Source organism: Methylobacterium sp. AMS5 (genome assembly GCF_001542815.1).
GTDB lineage: Bacteria > Pseudomonadota > Alphaproteobacteria > Rhizobiales > Beijerinckiaceae > Methylobacterium.
The window spans coordinates 1,210,337-1,234,364 of record NZ_CP006992.1; the positions used below are offsets into that span (position 1 = coordinate 1,210,337).

13 protein-coding genes, 1 tRNA gene and 2 pseudogenes are annotated in these 24,028 nt (G+C 69.6%); 11 read left to right on the forward strand and 5 right to left on the reverse strand.

Translation table 11 applies throughout. The features are described from left to right. Nucleotides 1–442: 442 nt before the first annotated feature. The 6 genes and pseudogenes from Y590_RS05565 to Y590_RS05590 form a co-directional block, all read left to right on the forward strand. Complete coding sequence (locus Y590_RS05565) at nt 443–2,242, forward strand: ShlB/FhaC/HecB family hemolysin secretion/activation protein (protein ID WP_083530772.1); 1,800 nt, start codon at nt 443–445, stop codon at nt 2,240–2,242. Between the two features lie 12 nt (nt 2,243–2,254). Beyond that, complete coding sequence (locus Y590_RS05570; protein WP_060768986.1) at nt 2,255–12,112, forward strand: YDG domain-containing protein; 9,858 nt, start codon at nt 2,255–2,257, stop codon at nt 12,110–12,112. A gap of 24 nt (nt 12,113–12,136) precedes the next feature. After that, nucleotides 12,137–12,862, forward strand: a complete 726-nt coding sequence (locus tag Y590_RS05575) for an invasion associated locus B family protein (protein WP_083530773.1) — start codon at nt 12,137–12,139, stop codon at nt 12,860–12,862. A gap of 40 nt (nt 12,863–12,902) precedes the next feature. After that, complete coding sequence (locus Y590_RS05580) at nt 12,903–14,117, forward strand: PHB depolymerase family esterase (RefSeq protein ID WP_060768987.1); 1,215 nt, start codon at nt 12,903–12,905, stop codon at nt 14,115–14,117. A gap of 361 nt (nt 14,118–14,478) precedes the next feature. Next, nucleotides 14,479–14,679 (forward strand): hypothetical protein, encoded by a 201-nt coding sequence (locus tag Y590_RS27655; protein WP_502689507.1) that lies wholly within the window; start codon nt 14,479–14,481, stop codon nt 14,677–14,679. Nucleotides 14,680–14,685: 6 nt separating this feature from the next. Then, nucleotides 14,686–15,327 (forward strand): annotated as a pseudogene (locus Y590_RS05590) (integrase core domain-containing protein); the annotation flags it as partial. A 265-nt stretch (nt 15,328–15,592) separates the two neighbouring features. On the opposite strand, the gene Y590_RS05595 reads toward Y590_RS05590, so the two are convergent. The 5 genes and pseudogenes from Y590_RS05595 to Y590_RS05615 all read right to left on the reverse strand — a co-directional run bounded on the left by Y590_RS05595 (nt 15,593) and on the right by Y590_RS05615 (nt 20,077). Beyond that, nucleotides 15,593–15,669, reverse strand: a tRNA-Arg gene (locus Y590_RS05595). Between the two features lie 182 nt (nt 15,670–15,851). Then, a pseudogene (locus tag Y590_RS05600) lies at nt 15,852–16,244 on the reverse strand (transposase); the annotation flags it as partial. A gap of 113 nt (nt 16,245–16,357) precedes the next feature. After that, complete coding sequence (locus tag Y590_RS05605) at nt 16,358–16,846, reverse strand: FUSC family protein (RefSeq protein WP_060768988.1); 489 nt, start codon at nt 16,844–16,846, stop codon at nt 16,358–16,360. Between the two features lie 406 nt (nt 16,847–17,252). Next, nucleotides 17,253–17,966 carry a DUF4198 domain-containing protein gene (locus Y590_RS05610; protein WP_060768989.1) on the reverse strand — a complete coding sequence of 238 codons (714 nt, stop codon included), beginning with the start codon at nt 17,964–17,966 and terminating at the stop codon, nt 17,253–17,255. Beyond that, nucleotides 17,963–20,077, reverse strand: coding sequence for a TonB-dependent receptor (locus Y590_RS05615; protein WP_060768990.1), 2,115 nt, complete (start codon nt 20,075–20,077; stop codon nt 17,963–17,965). The genes Y590_RS05610 and Y590_RS05615 overlap by 4 nt, the downstream gene beginning before the upstream one ends. A gap of 637 nt (nt 20,078–20,714) precedes the next feature. Here Y590_RS05615 and Y590_RS05620 point away from each other — a divergent pair. Genes Y590_RS05620 through crcB form a run of 5 tightly spaced genes read left to right on the forward strand, consistent with a single transcriptional unit; the run spans nt 20,715 to nt 24,021 of the window. Beyond that, nucleotides 20,715–21,017, forward strand: coding sequence for an urease subunit gamma (locus Y590_RS05620; RefSeq protein ID WP_060768991.1), 303 nt, complete (start codon nt 20,715–20,717; stop codon nt 21,015–21,017). A gap of 24 nt (nt 21,018–21,041) precedes the next feature. Continuing rightward, entirely contained in the window at nt 21,042–21,452 is a 411-nt protein-coding gene (locus tag Y590_RS05625) for an urease subunit beta (RefSeq protein WP_060768992.1), read from the forward strand. Nucleotides 21,453–21,488: 36 nt separating this feature from the next. Further along, nucleotides 21,489–23,207, forward strand: a complete 1,719-nt coding sequence (locus tag Y590_RS05630) for an urease subunit alpha (RefSeq protein WP_060768993.1) — start codon at nt 21,489–21,491, stop codon at nt 23,205–23,207. A 37-nt stretch (nt 23,208–23,244) separates the two neighbouring features. Continuing rightward, entirely contained in the window at nt 23,245–23,628 is a 384-nt protein-coding gene (locus Y590_RS05635; protein WP_060768994.1) for a fluoride efflux transporter FluC, read from the forward strand. Between the two features lie 9 nt (nt 23,629–23,637). Further along, complete coding sequence (crcB, locus tag Y590_RS05640; protein ID WP_060768995.1) at nt 23,638–24,021, forward strand: fluoride efflux transporter CrcB; 384 nt, start codon at nt 23,638–23,640, stop codon at nt 24,019–24,021. The last annotated feature ends 7 nt before the right edge of the window (nt 24,022–24,028 follow it).

Sequence of the window (24,028 nt, forward strand, 5' to 3'; positions counted from 1 at the left end):
CGGGGCTCGCCCTTGCTGGGCTCCGTCTCCGCAACGGGGTTCATGTCGTCTGCCGCTCTGCTGCCGAGGCACATTTGGCGGCCTCCATACCCGAGCCGATGGAAAATTCGTCCAGACCGTTCGAATCTTGAGACACGGCTTCCGGATAAGCTTGACGCAGTATTGTCCGGTGGATAGGCTCCACGTTTATTCTATAGAGCACCTGCTGTTCCGGGCCGGCTTGCGATCTGAATTAACAACCCCTGCGCTGTAGCCGGGCTGGTCAACGGCCTCCCTGCGAACGCGGTGCGGAGCGGCGCAGGGAGGCCAAACCCGTCCGGTCCTGTCCGCGCGGGCACGATCCGTACGGGAACAAGCCGAGAGGAGATGGGTGATGGTGCGTCTCGATGACGACGTGCGGCGGGATCGCGCGCCCGAGGCACTCCAGTAAGCGGCTATCCTCGTGACCCAAACGTCCCATCGCACCATCGCCGCCATCGCCCTGGCGACGCTGCCGCTCGCCGGCCCCGTGCTGGCGCAGACCGCCTCGCAGATCACCCCGCCCTCGTTCAGCCCGCCGCTCCAGCGCAGCGGCGGCGGGCTCGCCATTCCCGAGGGCGTCGGACCCGCTGTACCCGCGGGCGCCGAGCGCCTCTCCCTGCGCGTCGGAGGCCTGCGCATCGAGGGCAGGGTGCCGGCGCCCGGGCCCGTTGCCACGGACCTCGCCGCGCGCCTGTCCGGCCGCACCGTCAGCGTCGCCGACCTGTTCGCCGCCGCAAGTGCGCTCGAACAGGCCTATGCCGCGCAAGGCTTCGCCCTCGTGCGCGTCGTCCTGCCCGCCCAACAACTGAAGGACGGCGGTGAGGTCCGCCTGCTCGTCATTGATGGCGAGATCGAGCGCATCGACACCACGGCCTTGCCGGGCGAGATCCGCGGCCGCATCGCTGCCGTGCTCGCCCCCCTCGTCGGACGCCCCGGTCTGCGGCTTTCCGAGATCGAGCGCCGCGTGCTCGTCGCCGGCGACACCCCCGGCACCGTGCTGCGCTCCACGCTCGCCGCCGGAAGCCGGCCCGGCGCCACCGTCCTCGTGGTCGAGGCGCGCTACAAGCCCGTCACCGGACTGATCACCACCGACAACGCCCTGGCGCAGAGCCTCGGCACCTACACCCTCGGCAGCGGCCTCGATCTCAACTCCCCCACCGGAAACGGCGAGAGCCTGTACTTCCGTGCCTCGGGTGCGCCCTATACCGGCGGCGAACGCAGCTTCCTCGGGGCCGAGCCGCGCAACCGGGCGCTGGCGCTGGGCCTGATCCTGCCGCTCGGGATCGACGGGCGGACCCTCAACCTCGAGGCCACCGACGCCCGCACCGCGCCGCGAGCCGTGCCCGGCACGCTGGGCATCGCCTCCGACTTCTCCCGCTATTCCGCCCGGCTGCGCTATCCGTTGATCCGCTCGCGTGCCCTCACCTTCAACGGGGACGCCGCCTTCGACGCGCAGGAGGAGCGCGTCAGCGTCATCACCCCGGTCGCGGCGCCGCTGACCCTCGACCGCCTGCGCATCGCCCGCATCGGCGGCGACTTCCTCTGGTTTGCCCCCACCGACACAATCGTCAACGGGCGGCTGTCCGCCGCGTTCGGCCTCGACGGGCTCGGCGCGCGCGAGGCCCCGCCTCTCGGCTCGGCGCTGGCGCCGCTGTCACGGCAGGGCGTGCGGCCGGAGTTCCAGAAGCTGGAGGCGGCGCTGGCGGTGACCCAGCCGCTGGCCGAGCACCTCACCCTCGACCTGCGCACCCGCGCCCAGACCGCGTTCAACCAGGCCCTGCCACGCTCCGAGCAGATCGGGCTCGCCAACCTATCCGGGCTGTCGGCCTTCGATGCCGGCCTGTTCCAGGGCGACGAGGGCTTCGTCGTGCGCGCCGAGCTGCAGGCGCCGTTCGTGGTGCCGGTCATCCTGCCGTTCGGGCTGGTCTCGCTGCCGGCGCAGCTCGGCAGTGGCCTGCCACCGACGGAGGAGACGCCCGGCGCGGTGGTGATCAGCCCCTACCTGTTCGGCGCCTTCGGCCTGACGCGCCAGCAGCGCCCGACCGCGCTGGAGCGGCCGATGACCCGCGGCGCCGCCTACGGCGCCGGGCTGCGGCTCGCGGCGGCGCCGAGCTTCAGCTTCACCAACGCGGCGGCCACGGTCGAGCTCGGCCGGGCCGAGCGCTCGGACGGGCTGCCCGACGCCGCCCGCCTGACCTTCACCGTCGCCCTGCAGTTCTGACGGAACCCCGCGATGTCCCGCCCCGCCTCGCCCCGCATCCGCGCCTTCACCAGCGCGCTGCTCGCCTCGACCGCGCTGGTCGGGATCGGCCTCGTGCCGCTCTGCCCCGTGCCCGTCCGGGCCGAGCCGCTGCCGACCGGCGGGCAGGTGGTCTCCGGCGGGGTCACGATCGGCGCTCCCAACGGCAACGCTCTGGCGATCACGCAGTCGAGCCAGAGCGCCATCGTCAACTGGCAGGGCTTCTCCGTCGGCGGGGGCAACCGGGTCGACATCCACCAGCCGAACGCGAACGCGGCGATCCTGAACCGGGTGACGGGCGCCACGCCCTCGACCATCGCCGGGCAGCTCAACGCCAACGGGCAGGTCTACCTCGTCAACCCCAACGGCGTGACGATCACCCGTTCGGGCCAGGTCAATGCGGCGGGCTTCGTCGCCTCCTCGCTCGGCATCTCGGACGAGGACTTCAAGGCCGGACGGCGCCCGTTCCGCGGCTCGGGCGCCTCGGCGCCGGTGACGAACCACGGGGCGATCACGATCGGGCGCGGCGGCTACGCGGCGCTGATCGGCGGGCGGGTGACGAACACCGGCACGATCCAAGTGCCGATGGGCCGGGTCGGGCTCGGCGCGGGCGAGCGGGCGACGCTGGACCTCTCCGGCGACGGCTTTTTGCAAGTTGCGGTGCCGACGCAGGCCAAGGGGCGCGGCGCCCTGGTCGAGCACGCGGGCACGATCTCGGCGGATGGCGGGTCGGTCACCCTTACCGCGGCAGCGGCGCGGGACATGGCGCGTCAGGCGGTGAACCTGTCGGGTGTGGTCGAGGCGCGCGCGGTGGCGGGGCGCAACGGGCGCATCACCCTGTCGGGCGGCGAGGGTGCGGTGGCGCTGGCGCCGAATGCCCGGCTCGACGCCTCGGGCCTGGACGGGGCTGACGGTGGCCGGGTGCGGATCACCGGCGGGCGGCTCGACGTGGCGGGCCGCGTGGACGTGTCCGGCGCGAGGGGGGGCCGGGCGCGGCTGAAGGCGGGCGAGAGCCTCGCGCTGTCGGGGCGGGTTCTGGCGGAGGGCCGTACCGGCCAGGGCGGGCGGGTGACCGCCACCGCACCGACGATCGCGACGCACGCAGCGCTGATCGAGGCGTCGGGCGCGAGCGGCGGCGGCGTGGTGCGCGTGGGGGGCGGGCGGCTCGGGCAGGGTCCGCTGGCACGCGCCGAGCGCGTCACGGTCGATGCCGCGAGCACGATCCGGGCGGATGCCACGGTGCGGGGCGACGGCGGCGACGTGGTGGTGTGGTCGGACGTGGCGACGCGGTTCGCCGGTACGATCACCGCGCGGGGCGGCGCCTCGGGCGGCAGCGGCGGGCAGGCGGAGGTGTCGAGCAAGGGCGTGCTGTCCTATGACGGCACGACGGTCCTGACGGCGGCGCGGGGTGCCTTCGGCACGCTGCTGCTCGACCCGCACGACATCACCATCGCGAACGCCCCGGACAGCGGCGTCTCGGGCTTCACCGCGACGGGCGAGCGCAGCGTGATCGACGCGGCGCGGCTGCTGACGGCGCTGACGACGGCCCACGTCGTGGTCTCGACCGGCCCGACGGGCAACGAATCCGGCACCATCACGGTGGCGGCGCCGCTGACGTGGAACACCGGGGCGAACCTGACGCTGCAGGCCGCCGGGGGGATCGCCCTGAACGCGCCGATCACCGCGCAGGCGGGCGGACTGATCCTGCAGGCGGGGGCGGGCAGCGCCGTCACGGCGACGGCCGACCTGTCGGTGGCGCGCTTCACCCTGGCCTCGGGCAACTGGACCCAGAACGCGGCCACGCTGCCCGGCTTCGCCACGGCGGACTTCCGCATCGCCGACGGGGCGAGCTTCCTGCGGGCGGTGGGCGGGGACGGCACGAACGCCGATCCGTACCGGCTGAGCGACGTCTACGGCCTACAGGGCATGGGCTCCTCGGCGGACTACCGTGCGGCCTCCTATCGCCTCGCCAGCGACATCGACGCCGCCGGCACCGCCACTTGGTGGGGTGGACAGGGCTTCGTGCCCGTCGGCACGGACGCGGCCCCGTTCACCGGCAGCCTGGACGGGGCGGGGCACACGGTCTCCGGATTGACCATCGCCCGGCCGAACCAGAGCTTTGTCGGGCTGATCGGCGTTCTCGGCACGGGCGGGAGCGTGAGCAGCCTCGGCCTCGTCGGCGGCAGCGTCACGGGCTCCGACAACGTGGGCGGCCTCGTCGGTAACAACTCCGGCACGGTGAGCCGGTCCTACGCCAGCGGCAGCGTCACGGGCTCCCTCGACGTGGGCGGCCTCGTCGGTAACAACACCGGCACGGTGAGCCAATCCTACGCCAGCGGCAGCGTCACGGGCTCCTCCATCGTGGGCGGCCTCGTCGGCTCCAACACCGGCCCCCTGACGAGCACCTACTGGGATACGCAGACGACCGGGCGGGCGAACGGCGTCGGCGCCGGCTCGTCCAGCGGCGCCACCGGGCTGACCACGGTGCAGGCGCGCTCCCAGGCCGGCTACATCAATCCGCTCGACACCACCCAAAGCTTCGACTTCGGCACCGTCTGGTATCAGGCCGGCGACCTGCGGCCGATCCTGCGCAGCGAGGCGGCGGCTCCGGTCGGGGGCGTGATCGCGGTCTCGAACCTGCACCAGTTGCAACTGATGGGCGCCAACCTCGCCGGGTCCTACCGCCTGACCCGCGATCTCGACGCCTCGGCCACGGCCGCCACGGACGCATCGACCGGCCCCTGGGGGGCGGGCGGCTTCGTGCCGGTGGGGACGAACACCGCGGGGTTCACCGGCAGCCTGGACGGGGCGGGCCACACGATCACCGGGCTGACCATCGCCCGGCCGAGCCAGAACTATGTCGGGCTGATCGGCTTGCTCGGCGCGGGCGGCGGCGTGAGCGGCCTCGGGCTCGTCGGCGGCAGCGTCACGGGCTCCTCCATCGTGGGCGGTCTCGTCGGCACCAACAACGGCACGGTGAGCCAGTCCTACGCAAGCGGCAGCGTCACGGGCTCCTCCGGCGTGGGCGGCCTCGTCGGTGAAATGTTCAACAGCGCCACGGTGAGCCAGTCCTACGCCAGCGGCAGCGTCACGGGCTTCGGCAGCTCCGTGGGCGGCCTCGTCGGCTTCAGCAGCGGCACGGTGAGCCAGTCCTACGCAAGCGGCAGCGTCACGGGCTCCTCCAACTACGTGGGCGGCCTCGTCGGCTTCAGCAGCGGCACGGTGAGCCAGTCCTACGCCAGCGGCAGCGTCACGGGCTCCTCCATCGTGGGCGGCCTCGTCGGCAACAACAACTACTACGGCACGGTGAGCCAGTCCTATGCCAGCGGCAGCGTCACGGGCTCCTCCAACGTGGGCGGCCTCGTCGGCCGAACCGACGGCGCCTTGGAGAACACCTACTGGGATGCGCAGACCACCGGGCGGGCGAACGGCGTCGGCGCCGGCTCGTCCGCCGGCTCCACCGGGCTGACCACGGTGCAGGCGCGCTCCCAGGCCGGCTACATCAATCCGCTCGACACCACCCAAAGCTTCGACTTCGGCACCGTCTGGTATCAGGCCGGGGACATGCGGCCGATCCTGCGCAGCGAGGCGGCGGCTCCGGTCGGGGGCGTGATTGCGGTCTCGAACCTGCACCAGTTGCAACTGATGGGCGCCAACCTCGCCGGGTCCTACCGCCTGACCCGCGATCTCGACGCCTCGGCCACGGCCGCCACGGACGCATCGACCGGCCCCTGGGGGGCGGGCGGGTTCGTGCCGGTGGGGACCTCCAGCACCCCGTTCACCGGCAGCCTGGACGGGGCGGGGCACACGATCACCGGGCTGACCATCGCCCGGCCGAGCCAGGCCGGTGTCGGGCTAATCGGCTTCCTTGGTACGGGCGGCCGCGTGAGCGGCCTCGGCCTTGTCGGCGGCAGCGTCTCGGGCTCCTCCATCGTGGGCGGTCTCGTCGGCACCAACAACGGCACGGTGAGCCAGTCCTACGCAAGCGGCAGCGTCACGGGCTCCTCCGGCGTGGGCGGCCTCGTCGGTGAAATCTACTACGGCGCCACGGTGAGCCAGTCCTACGCCAGCGGCAGCGTCACGGGCTCCTCCAACTCCGTGGGCGGCCTCGTCGGCTTCAACAACGGCACGGTGAGCCAGTCCTACGCCAGCGGCAGCGCCACGGGCTCCTCCTCCGTGGGCGGCCTCGTCGGCTACAACTCCGGCGGCACGGTGAGCCAGTCCTACGCCAGCGGCAGCGCCACGGGCTCCTCCAGGGTGGGCGGCCTCGTCGGCAACAACGACGGCACGGTGAGCCAGTCCTATGCCAGCGGCAGCGTCTCGGGCTCCTCCTCCGTGGGCGGCCTCGTCGGCCGAACCGTCGGCGCCTTGGAGAACACCTACTGGGACACGCAGGCCACCGGGCAGAGCCGCGGCGTCGGCGCCGGCTCGTCCGCCGGCGCCACCGGCCTGACCACGGCGCAGATGCAGGATCTCGCCAGCTTCCGAGCCAACTATGCCGGCTTCGACTTCGCCACCGTCTGGGCGCCGCCGAACCAGGTCGGCCAGGGGGGGCAGGGCATCGCCTTCTATCCGCAGCTCTACGGCCTCTCGAACGTCGTCGCCGTCACGCCCAGCAGCAGCCGCACCTATGGCAGCGGCAGCGCGCCGATCGCGTCCTATGCCGGCCTGCGCCCCGGCGACTTCGTGACGACGCTCGGCACTCTGAGCAGCGGCGCCAGCCGAACCTCCGACGTCGGCAACTACGCGGTGACCGCCTCCGGCACCGCCGTCACGAGCCCGGCGGGCAACGCCACCCGCATCCTCTACGTCCCCGGCACGCTGAGCATCACCCCGGCGACCATCACCGTGACGGGCGCCACCGGGGTGACCAAGACCTACGACGGCACCACCGCCCTGCCGGGCGGCAGCACCGGCTTCACCAGCGCCGGCGTCCTGTTCGGTGACGACGTCAGGGTGGCCGGCAACGCGGCCTACGACAGCGCCCGCGCCGGCACCCGCTCGGTGCTCGTCTCCGGCCTGTCGCTGAGCGGGGCCAAGGCGGGCAACTACGTGCTGTCCGCCGTCGCTGGCACGGGTACGATCGATCGGGCCAGCCTCGCCGTCTCCGGCGTGACCGCCCTCGACAAGACCTACGACGGCACCGCCGCCGCCACGCTCAGCGGCACCGCCACCGTCACCGCACTCGCCGGTGACGTGGTCGCGCTGGGCGGCACCGGCATCGGCAGCCTCGCCGACAAGAATGCCGGCCGGAACAAACCGGTCACCGTCACCGGCTACACCCTCTCCGGCACCGACGCCGGCAACTACACCCTCGTCCAGCCCACCGGCCTCACCGCCGACATCGCCCGCGCCAACCTGACCGTCTCCGGCGTGACCGCCCTCGACAAGACCTACGACGGCACCACCGCGGCCACACTCAGCGGCACCGCGACGGTCTTCGCATTCTCCGGTGACGTGGTCGCGCTGGGCGGTACCGGCACCGGCAGCTTCGCCGACAAGAATGCCGGCCGGAACAAGCCGGTCACCGTCACCGGCTACACCCTCTCCGGCACCGACGCCGGCAACTACACCCTCGTCCAGCCCACCGGCCTCACCGCCGACATCGCCAGGGCCAACCTCGCCGTCTCCGGCGTCAGCGCCGCCGGCAAGACCTACGACGGCACCACCGCGGCCACACTCAGCGGCACCGCGACGGTCTTCGCACTCACCGGTGACGTGGTCGCGGTGGGCGGCACCGGCCGCGGCGCCTTCGCCGACAAGAATGCCGGCCGGAACAAACCGGTCACCGTCACCGGCTACACCCTGACCGGCACCGACGCCGGCAACTACGTCGTCATCCAGCCCACCGGCCTCACCGCCGACATCGCTCGCGCCAACCTGACCGTCTCCGGCGTGACCGCCCTCGACAAGACCTACGACGGCACCACCGCGGCCACGCTCAGCGGCACCGCGACGGTCTTCGCATTCACCGGTGACGTGGTCGCGCTGGGCGGCACCGGCACCGGCAGCTTCGCCGACAAGAACGCCGGCCGGAACAAACCGGTCACCGTCACGGGCTACACCCTGACCGGCACCGACGCCGGCAACTACACCCTCGTCCAGCCCACTGGCCTCACCGCCGACATCGCCCGCGCCACGCTGACCTACACCGCCGATGCGGTCCGCCGCACCTACGGCGCGGCCAGCCCGGCGCTGACCGGGACGGTGACCGGCTTCGTCCCCGGCGAGAGCCTGGCCAGCGCCACCACCGGCACGCTCGCCTTCGGCACGACGGCCACCGCGTCGAGCAACGTCGACACCTACGCGATCACCGGCAGCGGGCTCAGCGCCGGCAACTACGTCTTGGTTCAGGCGGCGGGCAATGCCGCCGCACTCACCGTCGATCCCGCAGCGCTCAGCATCAGCGGCGCCAGGACCTACGACGCCACCACCGGGTTCACGGCGGATCAGATCACGGTTGCGGGCGGCGTCAACGGCGAGACCCTCACGCTCACCGCCGGCTCCGGCACCGCGGCCTCCGCCGATGCCGGCACTTACGCGGGATCGAGCCTGACCGGCCTGCGCCTCGCGGTCGCCGGCGGCAACGGCGCGGCCGCCAACTACCGCCTGCCGGCCACCGCTACGCTCAGCATCACCCCGGCTCCGGTGATCGTCACCGCCCGCTCCGGATCTTCGACCTACGGCGACACGCCGGCCGATCCCGGCCTGTCGGCCAGCGGCCTCGTCGGCGGCGAGGGTGTCGGCGTGCTCACCGGCCTGTCCAGCGGCTTCGGCCTCGATGCCGCCAGCGCGGCGGGCCGCTACACCCTTGCCGTCGCCGGCACCCTGACCAACCGCAATTACCGGATCGACCGGATCGAGACCGGCACCTTCACCGTCGATCCGCGCGCCCTCACCGTCACCGCCGACGCGCAGACCCGCCGCTACGGTGATCCCAACCCGGCGCTGACCTACACCGTCGGCGGGCGCGGCCTCGTCAACGGCGACCGGCTCGCGGGTGCGCTCGCGACGGGCGCGGCGGTCACGTCCGGCGTCGGGGGCTATGCCGTCACGCAAGGGTCGCTGGCGGCCTCGGCCAACTACAGGCTGACCTATCAGGGCGCCGACCTCGCCGTCACCGCCCGGCCGGTGACGCTCTCCGGCACGCGCGTCTACGATGCGACCACCGGCATTGCGGGCGGGCTGCTGACGATCGCCAACCGCGTCGACGGGGACAGCGTGAGCGTCTCCGGCACCGGGACCCTCGCGGGCCGGAACGCCGGGACCCAGACCCTCGCCGACCTCTCCGGTCTGCGCCTGTCGAACCCGAACTACACCCTCGCCGGTGCGGGCGGCACGGTCACGGTCACGCAGGCCCTGCTCACGGCGCGTGGCGCTCAGGGCATCGACAAGACCTACGACGGCACCGCCGCCCTGCCCGCCGGACGCCGCCTCGTCGACCTTGCGGGCATCCTCGGCACCGATGCCGGCCGCATCGGCCTCGACAGCATCGCGGCCGGCTACGACAGCGGCGATGCGGGCCCCCGCACGATCACGGTGAGCGGCCTGCGGCTGACCGGCGCGGAAGCGGCCAACTACCGCCTCTCGGCCACCTCCGTCATCGCCGCCGGCACCATCGCCCCGGCCTCCATCACCGTCACGGCCCAAGGTGGACGCTCGGTCTACGGCGACACGCCGGCCGATCCGGGCCTGTCGGCCAGCGGCCTCGTCGGCGGACAGGACGCGAGCGTGCTCACCGGCCTGTCCAACAGCTTCGACCTCGACGCCGCCAGCGCGGCGGGCCGCTATACCCTCGCCGTCACCGGCTCGCTGACCAACCGCAACTACGTCGTCGCCGACCGCCGGAGCGGCACCTGGACGGTGACCCCACGCGCGCTCGTGGTCACGCCGGATGCGCTCACCCGCGCCTACGGTGAGGCCACCCCGGCGCGGGGCACAGCCGCCGGCGACGGCCTCGTCAACGGCGACCGCCTTGACGGCGTCGGGCTTCTGACGCCGGCCACCGCGGCCAGCGGCGTCGGACGCTACGCCCTCACCGGCACCGACGCGACCTTCGCGGCGGGCTCGGCCGGCAACTACGCCATCACCTACACCACGCGCGGTCACGGCCTCACCATCGTGCCACGCGCGGTGACGGTCACGGCACAGGGGCAGACCCGGGTCTACGGCGATGCCAACCCGACGCTGACCTACACCGTCGGCGGGCGTGGCCTCGCCGACGGCGACGCCCTGAGCGGCAGCCTCGCCACCATCGCCACGGCCGGCAGCGGCGTCGGGGACTACGCCATCACGCAAGGGTCGCTGGCGGCCTCGGCCAACTACGCGCTGACCTACCAAGGCGCCGACCTCGCCGTCACGCCGCGCGCCGTGACGCTGTCGGGCACGCGGGTCTACGACGGCGGCACCGGTTTCGTCGGCGGCTTGCTCACCGCAGGCAACCTCGTCAACGGGGATGCGGTAACCGTCGCCGGCACCGGCATCCTCGCGGCCAAGGACGCCGGCAGCCGGGCGCTTTCCGACCTCTCCGGCCTCGCTCTGTCGAACCCGAACTACACGCTCTCCGGTGCCGCGGGCACGGTCGCGATCATGCCGGCCACCCTGACCTACACCGCCGACGCCGCCCGCCGGACCTACGGCAGCGCCAATCCGGCGCTCACCGGCCGCGTCGCCGGCTTCCTCGGCGCCGACACGCCGGCCAACAGCACGACCGGCACCCTCGCCTTCACCACGCAAGCGGGCGCCGGCAGCAACGTCGGCAGCTACGCCGTCACCGGTTCCGGGCTGAGCGCCGGCAACTACCTCCTCGTCCAGGCCGCCGGCAACGCCACGGCTCTCACCGTCGCTCCGGCCCTGCTCACCGTCACCGGCACGAAGACCTACGACGCCACAACCGAGTTCCACGCCGGTCAACTCGCCGTCGCCGGGGGCGTCACCGGCGAGACCGTCACCCTCACCGCCGGGGCCGGCTCCCCCCTCTCTGCCGATGCCGCCATCTACACGGGATCGCGCCTCACCGGCCTGCGCCTGGCGGTCGCCGGCGGGAACGGGCTGGCCTCGAACTATGCCCTGCCCGCCACCGGCACGCTCACGATCACACCGGCCCTCGTCACCGTCGCGGCCGAGGGCGGCCGCTCGGTCTACGGCGACACGCCCATCGATCCGGGTCTGTCGGCCAGCGGCCTCGTCGGCGGACAGGACGCGAGCGTGCTCACCGGCCTGTCCAGCAGCTTCGATCTCGATGCCACCCGCGCCGCCGGGGCGTACCGCCTCACGGTGACGGGCCGGCTCACCAACGGCAACTACCGCGTCGGCGCCACCGAAGCCGGCCGCTACACCATCGACCGGCGCCCGCTCACCATCACCGCCGACGGGCTCACCCGGGTCTACGGCGACGCCAACCCGATCCTGACCTACACCCTGGGCGGACGCGGCCTCGCCAACGGCGACCGCCTGACCGGTGTGCTGGCCACCGCGGCCGACGCGGCCAGCGAGCCGGGCCTCTACCGCATCACCCGCGGCAGCCTCTCGGCCTCGGCCAATTACAGCCTCGGCTTCGTCGGCGCAGATCTTGCCGTGCTTGCGAGGCCGACACAGCCGCAGCCCGAGCCGCGGCCGATCGCCCTCGCCCCCTCCGGCTTGGCCAGCTCCGTCGAACGCGCCGCCCGCCTCGACGCTCGCCCGGTCGCCCCCGACCTGCCGCTCCTCCTCGGGGCCGGCCCGGACGGCGCCCTGCGCGTCTCCGACCCGCGCTTCGACGCCACCCTCGTCTGCACCAGCCAGCAGGGCGGCTGCTTCCTCACGCCGCTCATCGCGGCGCCTGCGCCGCAGGCCGGCCTGTCCGCCCGCTGAGCCCGAACCGGATCCCCCGCACCGATGAAGCTGCTCCCGCTGTTCTCCCGCGCCGTCGTCCCCCTCGACCGCGAGGCCCACCGCACCCGGCATCTCGCCCAGCCCCAGCGCTTCGGCTTTGCCCGCGGCAGCCACCTTGTGCCGTCCGCCGGCTTCCTCAGCTTGTGCCGTCCGGCCGCTGTCGCCGCCGTGCTGGCCGGAGGTGCGCTCTTCCTCGGCTCCGCCCTGGCGCAACCAACGAGCGGCAAGCCTCCCGCCGCCCCGGCCGCGCCGCCACCGGTCCCGTCCGAACCGGGCGTGACCACCGCCAGCTACGGTGACTGGGTCCTTCGGTGCCAGCGCCTCGGCCCGCCCGAGAAGACCGTGCGCCTGTGCGAGGTGTCGCAAGGCATGCAGGTGCAGGGGCAGCCCGCGCCGATCGCCCAGGTCGCGATCGGGCGGGTGCCGGGCGAGACGGAACTGCGGATGACGGCGCTGCTGCCGGTGGCGGTGAGCTTCCCCTCGACCGTCCGGGTCGGGCTCGACGAGCGGGACGTCAAGGCGTCGATGCCGGACCTCGCGTGGCGGCGCTGCCTGCCCGGCGGCTGTCTGGCCGACGGGGCGGTGAAGGAGGAGGTCCTGAAGCGCTGGCGCGAGGCGGAGGCGCCGGGCCGGCTGCTGTTCAAGGATGCGGGTGGACAGGAGATGGCGCTTCCGCTCTCCTTCCGCGGCCTCGGCCCCGCCCTCGACGCGCTCGGCAAGGAGCGCTGATCCGGCCAGACAGGCCAGCCTACGCAGAGGGAGAAGCGGTATGAGCATGATCGGAGGGCGCCTCGCTCGGACGGTTGGCCTTGCGGCCCTCCTATGCGCAATTGCGACGGTCGCTGCGGCCGATGACGGTCGCGGCCTGCGGCGCGCGGGTGATCCGAACCGGGTCAGCCTCTCGGGCCTGTCATCGGGCGCCGCGATGGCCGTTCAATACGCCGTGGCCCATTCGGGTTCGGTCGAGGCGGTGGGCGCCGTCGCAGGACCGCAATGGGGCTGCGCCGATGGGAGCCTCTCGCGGGCGGTCAATGCCTGCCTGTGCGGCCGCAGCGCGTTGACGCCCACGATCGATACGGCTCACCGCCTGGCTGCCGACGGTGCGATCGACAGCCTCGTGTCGGGTCGACCGCAGGCCTTGAGCCGGTCCTGGGTGTTCCAAAGCCCGGCCGACGAGACCGTTACGGTGGGGTCGGGTCGTGCGGATGCGGCCTTCCTCACCGCGTTCATCGGCGCTGCGGCAAGCCTCGACGAAGGCAACGCCGCGGATGGAAGCAGCCGCGCCGGGCACGGCATCATCACGCCCGATGGCAGCGCGGCCTGCGCCGCCGACGACCGGGAGGCGGACTTCGTCCGGCGCTGCGGCGCGGAGGACAACGTGGGCAAGATGTTCCATTCGCTGTTCGGTGCCGGTGCGCCCTACGACCCGAGCCAGCGGGCCCCGCAGGTCCCCGAATCCGAGGTCTGGGCGTTCGATCAGCAGTCCCTCATCGACCGGGTGAAGGCCGGTAGTCCCGCCCTCGCGAACGACCATCTCAATCCGGTCTGGCTCTGGTCGCCGGACAAGAGCACCCGTCGGCGCAACTTCGACATGGCACCGACCGGCTCCATCTACGTCCCGCCGGCCTGCCGTGCGGCCGGCAGCGCCTGCCGGGTGCACGTGGCGCTCCACGGCTGCAAACAGGATGCCCGGCAGTTCGCGCGCACGGCCGGCTACAACGAGTGGGCGGAGCGCTACCGGACGATCATCGTCTATCCGGCGATCGCGCTCGGCACGCCGGTGTCCGCCCCCATCTGTCGACTGCCCGCTCTCGATGGCGTCGTGGACGCCGCCTGGATCGAGCCGAATCCGAACGGCTGCTGGGATTGGTGGGGGTATCTCGACGCCGCCTCGGACAGGGGGCGCCATCTCACGAAGCAGGCGCCACAGATCCGGGTACTCACCGGCATCATCGCCGCGGTGAGCGCATCGGCCGCGGATTAGCGTCCGGCTCGCGACATGCTCAGCCGGTATGGCCGTGGCCTGGGCCGAAAGCGTTCGACATGTCGCACGGGCAGAAAGCGGGCGCGGAGCAGATCGTGCGGCAGGATCGAGAATAGACGCAAACACTGTTCGGCGGCTGCGCGACCGCAAATGCTTGGTGGTATGTTAGGCATCTCACGTGACTGATCCGCCCCCATCGAAGTGGTCCGCCCTGATGGATTTGCCCCGGTTTGTGGTCCACGGCCTATGCAAGTTCTCGGACTGTGGCAGCTTGGTTGGCGAAGGCTCGGGGCGTTGACCTGACCGGCTGTCTTTGGACCGGGCTGATTGAGAGGATCAGCCAGGACCGAAGGAATCGGACATGCGGCGAGGACAGAAGACGAGCGCAGAGCCGGTCGTGCTGAAGCTGCGCCAGATCGAGGTGCAGACGGCGCAGGGCAAGAGTTTGTCGCTGGCGTGCAAGGAGGCGGAGATCTCCGAGCAGAGCTCTGACCGCTGGCGCAAGGAGTACGGCGGCCTGCAGGTCGATCAAGCCAGGAAGATGAAGGTCCCGAGCCGATAGAGACCCCGCAGCCGCCTGTGGCTGAACGACGGCTCGGGCAAACGACTACGGCCGCTTCGCCGCAATCACGTCTGGAGCTTCGACTTCGTTCAGGCGCAAACCCATGACGGGCGAAGCCTGCGCATCCTGACTCTGATCGATGAGCACAGTCGGGCCTGCCTCGCGCTGAAGGTGGCGCGGCGCATCAACAGCCTCGGTGTGATCGAGGCGCTGGCCGACGCCATGTGCCTGCATGGCATCCCGGAGTACATCCGCTGCGACAATGGCCCTGAGATGATCGCGAAGGCGTTGCGCAAATGGGTCGCCAAGGCTGGCTCGCAGATCCAGTACATCGCGCCGGGCTCGCCGTGGGAGAACGGGGATTGTGAGAGCTTCAACGGCAAGCTGCGCGACGAGTGCCTGCGCCAAGAGATCTTCTACTCGCTCAAGGAAGCCCAGGCCGTGATCGCCCTCTGGCAGAACACCTACAACCGGGTCCGGCCGCACTCGTCCCTGGGCTACCGGCCGCCCGCGCCCGTCAGCTTCCCCGATTTGGCCTTCCGGCGACCCATGCCAGCGGCCATGCAGTCGTCTCTCACTCGGCTCGGTCCAAAATACCGGTCAGGTCAGCCGCAACAGTTCCCCTACCGTCAAGCTATTGTTAGCTGACCGCCCTGCGGGATCGTCAATGGGAGCATAATCCCGCTCCCGTGCCTGCGCCCACGCTACCGCAGCCGCTTTGGATGAGAACGATTTTGAGCGAGTGGGAAAGCCGATGTGCCGCACCTGAACCTGCCAGGAACGTCCCCGCTTTCGGATAGTCGCCATGATTCGTGACCCGTCGCTTGTGACAAAGCGTGACAGGCTGTTCACGAACGCTAGGTGGAGCTTTCGGCAGGGTCAAAAAACCATAAGCAAAAACAATGGCTTATGATGGCGCACCCGACACGATTCGAACGTGTGACCTTTGCCTTCGGAGGGCAACGCTCTATCCAGCTGAGCTACGGGTGCTGACCGTGGCTCGTGAGTAGCCCAACCGAAGGCGTAGCGCAACGGCGCTGTGCGGGGCGGTGGAAGTCTTGATTGCTCAAAGGGATGGCAGCGTGGCCCTCCTCAGGCAAAGGTCACACGTTCGAATCGTGTCGGGTGCGCCAATCTCCTCAATAAGTTAGCAGACGCTGCAGAGCGACTTACGGGTCGGCTCGCTTCCTGTAACGCTGGGACGAACGGCCGAAGCCGGTAGCCTGACAGGCCCGTCGCTCGCTGATGTCGTAGACCACCTGCAAGTGACCGGCGACCTCGCGGCGAACGGCGGGCCTCACCACTTTCGCTTCAGAACATCCTGCAGCATGGAGCGGTCCAGCGTCAGATCGGCGACCAGCCCGCTTGAGCTTGCTGTTCTCGTCCTCCAGTTGCTTGAGCCGCCGGATCTCCGGCACGCCCACGCCGACGAACTGCTTCTTCCAGCGGTAAAACGTCGGCTCGGACACGCCCATCTTCCGGCAGACTTCGTCCACCGAGGCGCCCGTCTCAGCCTGCCGTAGGGCGAAGGCGATCTGTTCATTCGTGAAGCGTTTGCGAGGCATGGCATCCTCCCTCCTTCCGGGTTCAGGATGCCCGAAAAACTTGCGCTCAGCGCGGACCAGTTTGCTGGGTCAGGGTCACAGGAGGAGGCTCTCCTAACTCGAAGCACTCGGCGTCAGAGTTTGATCCCAATCCCACGGTTCAGGCGGGTGACGATCCAGACCGTCGCCACGGCCACGCAAACGCCCCAGCCGACTTCCAGCACCCGCGACCCCGCCATGCGCTCCACCGGCCCGACATGGGGCACGAGTAGAATGATCGTGGCGGTGATGCTGGCGACACGGCACGCGCTCGACACGTTGACGAGCCAGCAGGCAAGTGTCGCGAGCAGGACAGCCGATGCGTAGGTCGGTAGGGAGGGGCCGAGCGAGAGATGGGCACCGAGACCGGCGGCTCCGCCGATCAAAGCGCCCGTGAGTTGGTCGCGGGCGGTGGAGCGGGTCGTGTCGAACTCGGTATGGGCGACGGCGACCGCTGTGATCGCCGCCCAGAAGCCCTCACGCAGGCCAAGCAAGCGGATCCGGCTGGGGTCGCGGTCGATCCGGTGCACCTGCGCAGCGGCGGTCTGGTCCTCGGCACGGCATGCCGAGTCTTCGGCCTGCATCCGCTTCTTCCTCTGCAGCCGATCCGAAAGCTCTCGCCTGGAACCGCCCCCGTGATGCGAGCACAGAAGCATCAAGCCGTGAACGCAGCGGATCGACGGGGTTCGCCCAAAGTCATGCGAACCCCGCTCGCGTGGTGGGACTCTCCGAACGCACCCGCCCCATCTCCTGCCTCAGGGCGATGAACGCCGAGCTCGCGGCGGCGCCATGAGTTCATCCGGTCTCTTGGCGGACGCCGTAAAGCGCCTCGCCTCTCGTTGCGGCCTGTGGTGTGCCCTCATCGGCACCGACGATCTAAGCCGTCGCACCCTCGGGCGCGAAAGCGATGCCGTTCGGCGTCGTGGACCTTGATCGAGGCGGCGCGGGCTTTGAGAGCCGATGCCGCCTGCGCTCCATCGAGCCTCTCGCTCAGTTGGTCTTCGGGTCGGTGACCGTGAAAGCGAGCGTCGCGCCGTAGCTGTCCGCATCGGCCAGCGTCGGCGTCTGCGAAGGGGTCACGCGGTGAGCGACACCGAGCACCTGCGGGCCGGCACTGCGCAGCGAGACGACGGCGACGCCGTCCGTGTCGGTCGTGGCGCGGGCCTGATCCGCCTCGCTCTTGAAGTTCACGCCGTCGGTGGCGACCACGCTGGCGCCCCCGAGCGGGCGGCCCTCGAACAGCACGCGCACCCGGATCTGGCCCGAGGCCGCGGCCGGCTCCTCCAGCGGGACGATCTCCAGCGGTTGGCCGACGATCCTGTCCCACGGGGCCGTCGGGCCGGACACGGCCTTGGCGAACTTCACCGACCAGAGGCTCTTATCGGCCTGCGGCAGCATCCGTTTGCTGGCGTTGCGGTAGCTGCCGTCGGGCAGGCGCACCCAGTAGCCGTTGTCGTAGGCGGCTGCGAACAATGCGTCGCCCTGATGCGCGGCTTTGAGCGCGGGCATTGGGCCGGTCTGCAGCTTGGCGTTCAGGGCCACCGCGCTCGAAGGCTCGTAGGCGGTCAGGCTCATCAGCTTGCCAGCACTCGGCAGTTCCGGCTCGTGAGGATGGCCATAGAGGATCTGCACGCCGTTGCCGGCCGGGTCGAGCCAGATGTCGTGGGCGCAAGCCGGTGCGGTGAGGGCGGCGGTCCGTCTCATTGAAGAGGTGCTCCTGTTGCAAGGCTGCAGGTGATGCCGGCCAGCAGCGTCAGGCGCGGCTGCGGGCTGGTGAAGATCTCGGCGGCCGAGGCAGAGACCGACGAGCCGAAGTTGAAGATGCTCTCGCTCGTGCGGTCGCCGGGATACCAGGTCGCCTGCCCGTAGGTCGTCCAGCCGCTCTCGTGGACGTAGGCGATCCGGCCGCTGACGCGCGGATAGGGCGAGGAATGCAAGGCGCCATCCTCGGTCAGCGGCTTGGCACCGATGTAGGACAGGTAGGCCGCACCCGTCAGGCGCCCGCGGGGCAACAGGGCGACCGGTGCGGCGATGTCGAATTCGGCGCCGAGGGTTGCCAGATAGGCCGGCACGTTGGGGATGAAGACGGATGGCGCGCCGTTGAGCAGTCGGGCCGAGACGCCGGAATAGTTGGCGAACAACGCCACGCGGTCGAGGCCTTCACGATAGGCCAGGACCTTCGCCTCGACCTCGAAGCCGTCGCGGCGGGACTTGCCCAGGTTCTGCACGGGCAGGCCGGGCGCGGGCTGGAAGACCTCGTTGGCGATGTCGGTGAAGAACACCGTGCCGAGGAGGCTGAACCGGTCGAACACGAGGCGGCCGCCGCCCTCCGTGCTCTCGATGCTCAGTGGGGTGAGGCGGGGATTGTTCGTCAATTCGCTCGAGGCGGAGGGGCTGCGGAAGCCCTGGCCGTAATTGGCGAACAGCTCCAGCCAGTCGAAGGGTGTGAGCGCCGCACCGCCCTTGGGGGAGACCACGTTGGGGCTGACCTTGGGCGACAGGGCCGGGTCGAGGTTGTTGCGCACGTCGTAGAAGAACTGGTCGAAGCGCGCGCCGCCGGTCAGCTTCAGCCAGAGCGCCGGCTTGACCTGCACCTGCGCGTAGGCCGCGAGGTTGTGCTGCAACAGATCGAGATCGAGGGTGCGTGCGGTGAAGCTGCGCGCGACCGAGGGGCCGGTGTTCACCTCGAGCGCATCGCTCCGCCAATCGCCGCCGACGAGGAATTGGGTCGGCAGCGCGTCGAACAGGCTCGTCGTCCAGACCTTGCGGATGCGGCCGCCCACGGTCTCCCGTTCCTCGACCTGCCCGCGCTGGCCGGCGCCGAAATCCGAGAAGCGGCTGAACACGTCGTGGCTGGCATAGAGAAGCGCCGCCACCTCGTCGTCCGGTCCACCGTTGACGTAGTTGGCCACGAAGGTCTGCAGGGTCTTGCCGCCGCCATCGGTGATGTTGGTCGCGGCCCGCGGTGAGACGAGACCCGCGCGCACGCGGTCGCGCTCCAGATAGCCCGGCTGCCCGAAGCCGGTGCCGTACATCTGCACCCGCAGCGACAGGCTGGAGCCGAGATCGAGGGGGATGGTGACCTTGTTGAAGGCGTTGTAGCGGCCGAGATCGCCGTTCTCGCGATAGCCCCCGGTGCCGTAGCCTTCGTAGGCAAGGAAGGGCTGGATCCCCGGGCCGAGCTGGCTGAAGGTGGCAAGCCCCCGCCCCGTGCCGAAGGAGCCGCCCGACGCGCCGACGGTCGAGAAGGGCTCGGCCCGTTTGGTGTCGATGAAGATCGAGCCGCCGAGATTGGCGTCGCCCGCCTCGACCGAGAAGGGGCCGCGCACGATGCTGATGGAGCGGATGGTCTCCGGGATCAGCGGATTGAGATCGACGTAGTTCGGGGTGTGAATCGAGGAAACCTCGTTGATCGGCACCCCGTCGATGAAGACGGCGACGTCGCGGCCGTGCTCGGCATCGGTGAAGCCGCGCAGGGCGATGCCGTACCCGACGCCGCCCTGGCCGTAATTCGAGACATCGAAGCCTGCCACGGGACGGAAGAGGTCGCCGTAGCTCTGCACGGGTAGACGGGCGATCTCCGCGGCGTCGATCACCGTGGTGTTGCCCGGGAGAGCCAGGACCGACGATGAGATCCGGGTCTTCAGGTTCGCGGCCGGTCCCGCAACCGTCGCAGAGGGATGTGCGGGACCGCCCTGCGCGGTGACCTGCAGTTCCTCCAGCTCGACGGCGGTCGGATCGAGCGCATGGCTCGGAAGCGTACTCACGCCGAGTGCGCTGGCCGATGCAAGCAGGCGCGTCAGAAGCGGCGACATCGTGCAACCTAGGCACTCAGTGATCCGGGCGCCACTAAACTGCAAATTATGGGCAGGCACAAGATAGGAATTTTTCGTATTCGCGCATCTCATCGAGGCATTGCAGCCATTATTAACCCCAACGATCCCGATCGCAGCAGATTTTGACGATGAACGTCTTGATAAGATTGCCAATCTTAAGGCGTCGGCGCCGACACGGCGTGGCATGTCCTGCCGGCCCCAAGTCTTCGACCCATCGTCCGCGAAAAGTCTTCGAGGCCAGTGGCTTCTGAGCTTCACGTCCTAAGATGACCGATGGCCACCGGAGCCGGAGCAGCGGCCCCAAAATCGAGCATCCCGATGCGGAGCCGAACAGCCGGTACAACTCTAGCGTCGTGACTTGGTGCCCCTCCCCGCCGAAATGGGGAAGCCATTTGGCACCGAGGCTGGAAGCGTAACGGGCAGCCAAGTCCCGCGCAAGTTTCCCGCCATTACAACAACTTATGAGAGAAATTGATCATTTGGTTAAGTAATAGTCCGTATTCAAACGGTGCTATCCACGTTCGTTAAGTTGCTGCTATAGGTTGAAAGCAATATATTCTCTGGGTGCCAATAAATTGGCTGCCAAGGCAGGCCGCATTCGCTCGGGAAGCCGCCTATGCACTTTACTCAGCGTGAAACTGACAAGCTGCTGATCTACATGCTTGCCCAGGTCGCACAGCGCCGTAGGGACGAGGGGCTCAAGCTCAACCATCCGGAAACCGTCTCCCTGATCTCCGTCGCGGCCCTGGAAGGCGCCCGCGCCGGCAAGACGGTGGAAGAAGTGATGGAACTCGCAGGTAAAACCATCACGCGCGACGACGTCATGGACGGTGTCGCGGAGATGATTCCCTACGTTCAGGTCGAAGCGGTGTTCACGGATGGCTCGCGCCTCATCACGGTACATGCTCCGATCAAGTAAATCGAGATATCAGGAGGTGATACGATGAGTCCTCCCCAGAAGAAGGCGCCCGTCGGCGGAATTATTTTCGGATCAGGGGATATCGAGATCAATGCCGGATATCCGACGACAGCGATCAAGGTCCGAAACACGGGTGATCGCCCAATCCAAGTCGGATCGCACTACCATTTCTTCGAGGTGAATGCCTCGCTCGAGTTCGATCGCGAGCAAGCCTTCGGCAAGCGCCTCAACATCCCGGCCACGACCGCTCTGCGCTTCGAGCCCGGAGACGAGAGGGAGGTCTCGCTCGTTCCCTATCAGGGCAAGCAGCGGGTGCTCGGCTTCAACGGCCTCGTCGACGGTTGGGTCGGCGATGAAACCTACGACGATTACCGCCCACGCCTGTCGGACGCGCTGGATCGCGTGAACCGCTACGGGTTCAAGAACAAGCCGTAACCTGCCCCCTTCGATAGCCGAATCTGGAGCGCTGGGATGAGCAAGATCTCGCGGCGGCAATACTCGGATCTCTACGGGCCGACGACAGGCGACAAGATCAGGCTCGCCGATACGGACCTCTACATCGAGATCGAGAAGGATCTTCGCGTCTACGGCGAGGAGGCCGTCTATGGCGGCGGCAAGACGCTTCGGGATGGCATGGGTTACGACAACGAGTTGACCAGTGCGGCGGGCGCACCGGATCTCGTCATCACCAATGTCACGATCCTCGACGCGGTCCAGGGCGTCATCAAGGCCGATGTCGGTATCAAGAACGGCCTGATCGTCGGGATCGGGAAGGCCGGCAATCCCTCGACGATGTCGGGGGTGACACGGGGTCTCGCGCTCGGACCGGGCACGGACGCCATTTCCGGCGAGCACCTCATCCTGACCGCGGGCGGCATCGACGCCCACGTCCACTTGATCTCGCCGCAGCAGGCCCAGGCCGCGCTCAGCAACGGCGTGACGACGCTGTTCGGTGGCGGCATCGGCCCGTCCGACGGCACCAACGGCACGACCATCACGCCGGGCACGTGGAACATCGAGATGATGCTCCGCTCCTTCGATGCCTGGCCGGTCAATGCGGGCGTGCACGGCAAGGGCAATTGCTCGGCGCTCCTCCCGATCGAGGAGCAGATCCGGGCCGGCGCGATGGGTTTGAAGGTACACGAAGACTGGGGCAGCACGCCGGCGGCGATCCGCATGGCCCTGACCGCCGCGGACGATCACGACATCCAAGTCTGCATCCACACGGACACGCTGAACGAGGCGGGTTTCGTCGAGAGCACCATCGCCGCGTTCGAGGGGCGCACGATCCACACCTACCACACGGAGGGCGCGGGCGGCGGCCACGCCCCGGACATCATCCGGGTGGCGGGCATTTCCAACGTCATCCCCAGTTCGACCAATCCGACCATGCCCTACGGCATCAATTCGCAGGCGGAATTGTTCGACATGGTGATGGTCTGTCACAATCTCAGCCCGAAGATCCCGACCGACGTCGCCTTCGCGGAAAGCCGCGTGCGCGCCGAGACCATTGCGGCGGAAAACGTTCTGCACGATCTCGGCGCGATCTCGATCCTGTCGAGCGACAGCCAGGCCATGGGCCGCGTCGGCGAGAATTGGGCGCGCACCATTCAGACGGCCCATCTGATGAAGGCGCGGCTCGGTGCCTATCAGGGGGATGCGTCCGGCAACGACAATCAGCGCGTGCTGCGCTTCGTCGCCAAGGTGACGATCAATCCCGCCATCGTGGCGGGGGTTTCGCACGTGATCGGGTCGGTCGAGGTCGGCAAGATGGCGGACCTCGTCCTCTGGGAACCGGCCTTCTTCGGCGCCAAGCCGAAAATGGTCATCAAGGGCGGCATGATCTCCTGGGCGATCATGGGCGACCCCAACGCCTCGCTGCCGACACCGCAGCCGGTCGTCTATCGTCCGATGTTCGGCGCTCTCGGCCCGGCCGTAGCCAAGACGCGCGTGACCTTCACGTCCCATGCCGCCTACGAGGACGGGATCGTGGATCGCTACGAGCTGACCTCCCAGGTCGTGCCCGTCTACGGCACGCGCACCATCACCAAGGCGTCGATGGTTCGAAACGACCGGCTTCCCGTCATCGAGGTCAACCCGGAGACCTTCGCGGTGATGGTCGACGGCAAGCACGCCACGATCGAGCCCGCCACACATCTTCCGCTCGCGCAGCTCCATTTCTTCAGCTGACCTCCCGCCGCCGGCTCACAGCTCGGTCTATGCGTTCATGAAACCGATCGACATCATGTGGGTGTGTCTCGGCGGCGGAGCCGGCTCTCTGCTGCGCTGGCAGCTCGGCGGCTTCATCGACCGCGCGATCCCCGCACGCTTCAAGTTCGGCACCTTCCTCGTCAACGTCACCGGCGCCTTCGCGATCGCCTATCTCTCCACCGCGCTCGCCCTCGGCTGGCAGCAACGCCACGGGGACGTGGTGTCGTCCCTGGTTCTGACGGGCTTTCTCGGCGGCTACACGACGTTCAGCTCGATGCAGCTCGATACGGCGCAGATGGCGATGGATCATCGCCAGGGGCTGGCCGCCTTGTACCTCGTCGCGTCGGTCGGCGTCGGCCTCTGCGCCGCGGCGGCGGGCGTCGCCCTGGCGCGAGCGTAGGGGCTCGTCATGGGGGCACAGGCCGTTTTCGTCTTCATCGGTGGCGGATTCGGCGCCCTCACGCGCGAGTTCCTCATGTTGCTGATCCCGCAGCACAGCGGCGCCTTTCCGCTCGACATCTTCACCGCCAACGTCGTCGCCTGCCTCTGCCTCGGCGCGGCCTTCGAACTTCATCGCCTGGGAAGCGTATCGCAGGAGTTCATTCTCCTGATCGGCACGGGTTTCGCCGGTGGAATGTCGACGTTCTCGAGCTTCATCTACGGCGTCACGTCCGAAGCATCGTCGACGGGCCAAGTCGGACTTTCGATCCTCTACTGTTTGTCCAGCCTGATCGTCGGCTACGCCGCGATCTGGCTCGGAATCGCATCCGGGAAACGCCTGCGCCGCGCGTGAGCGCGGT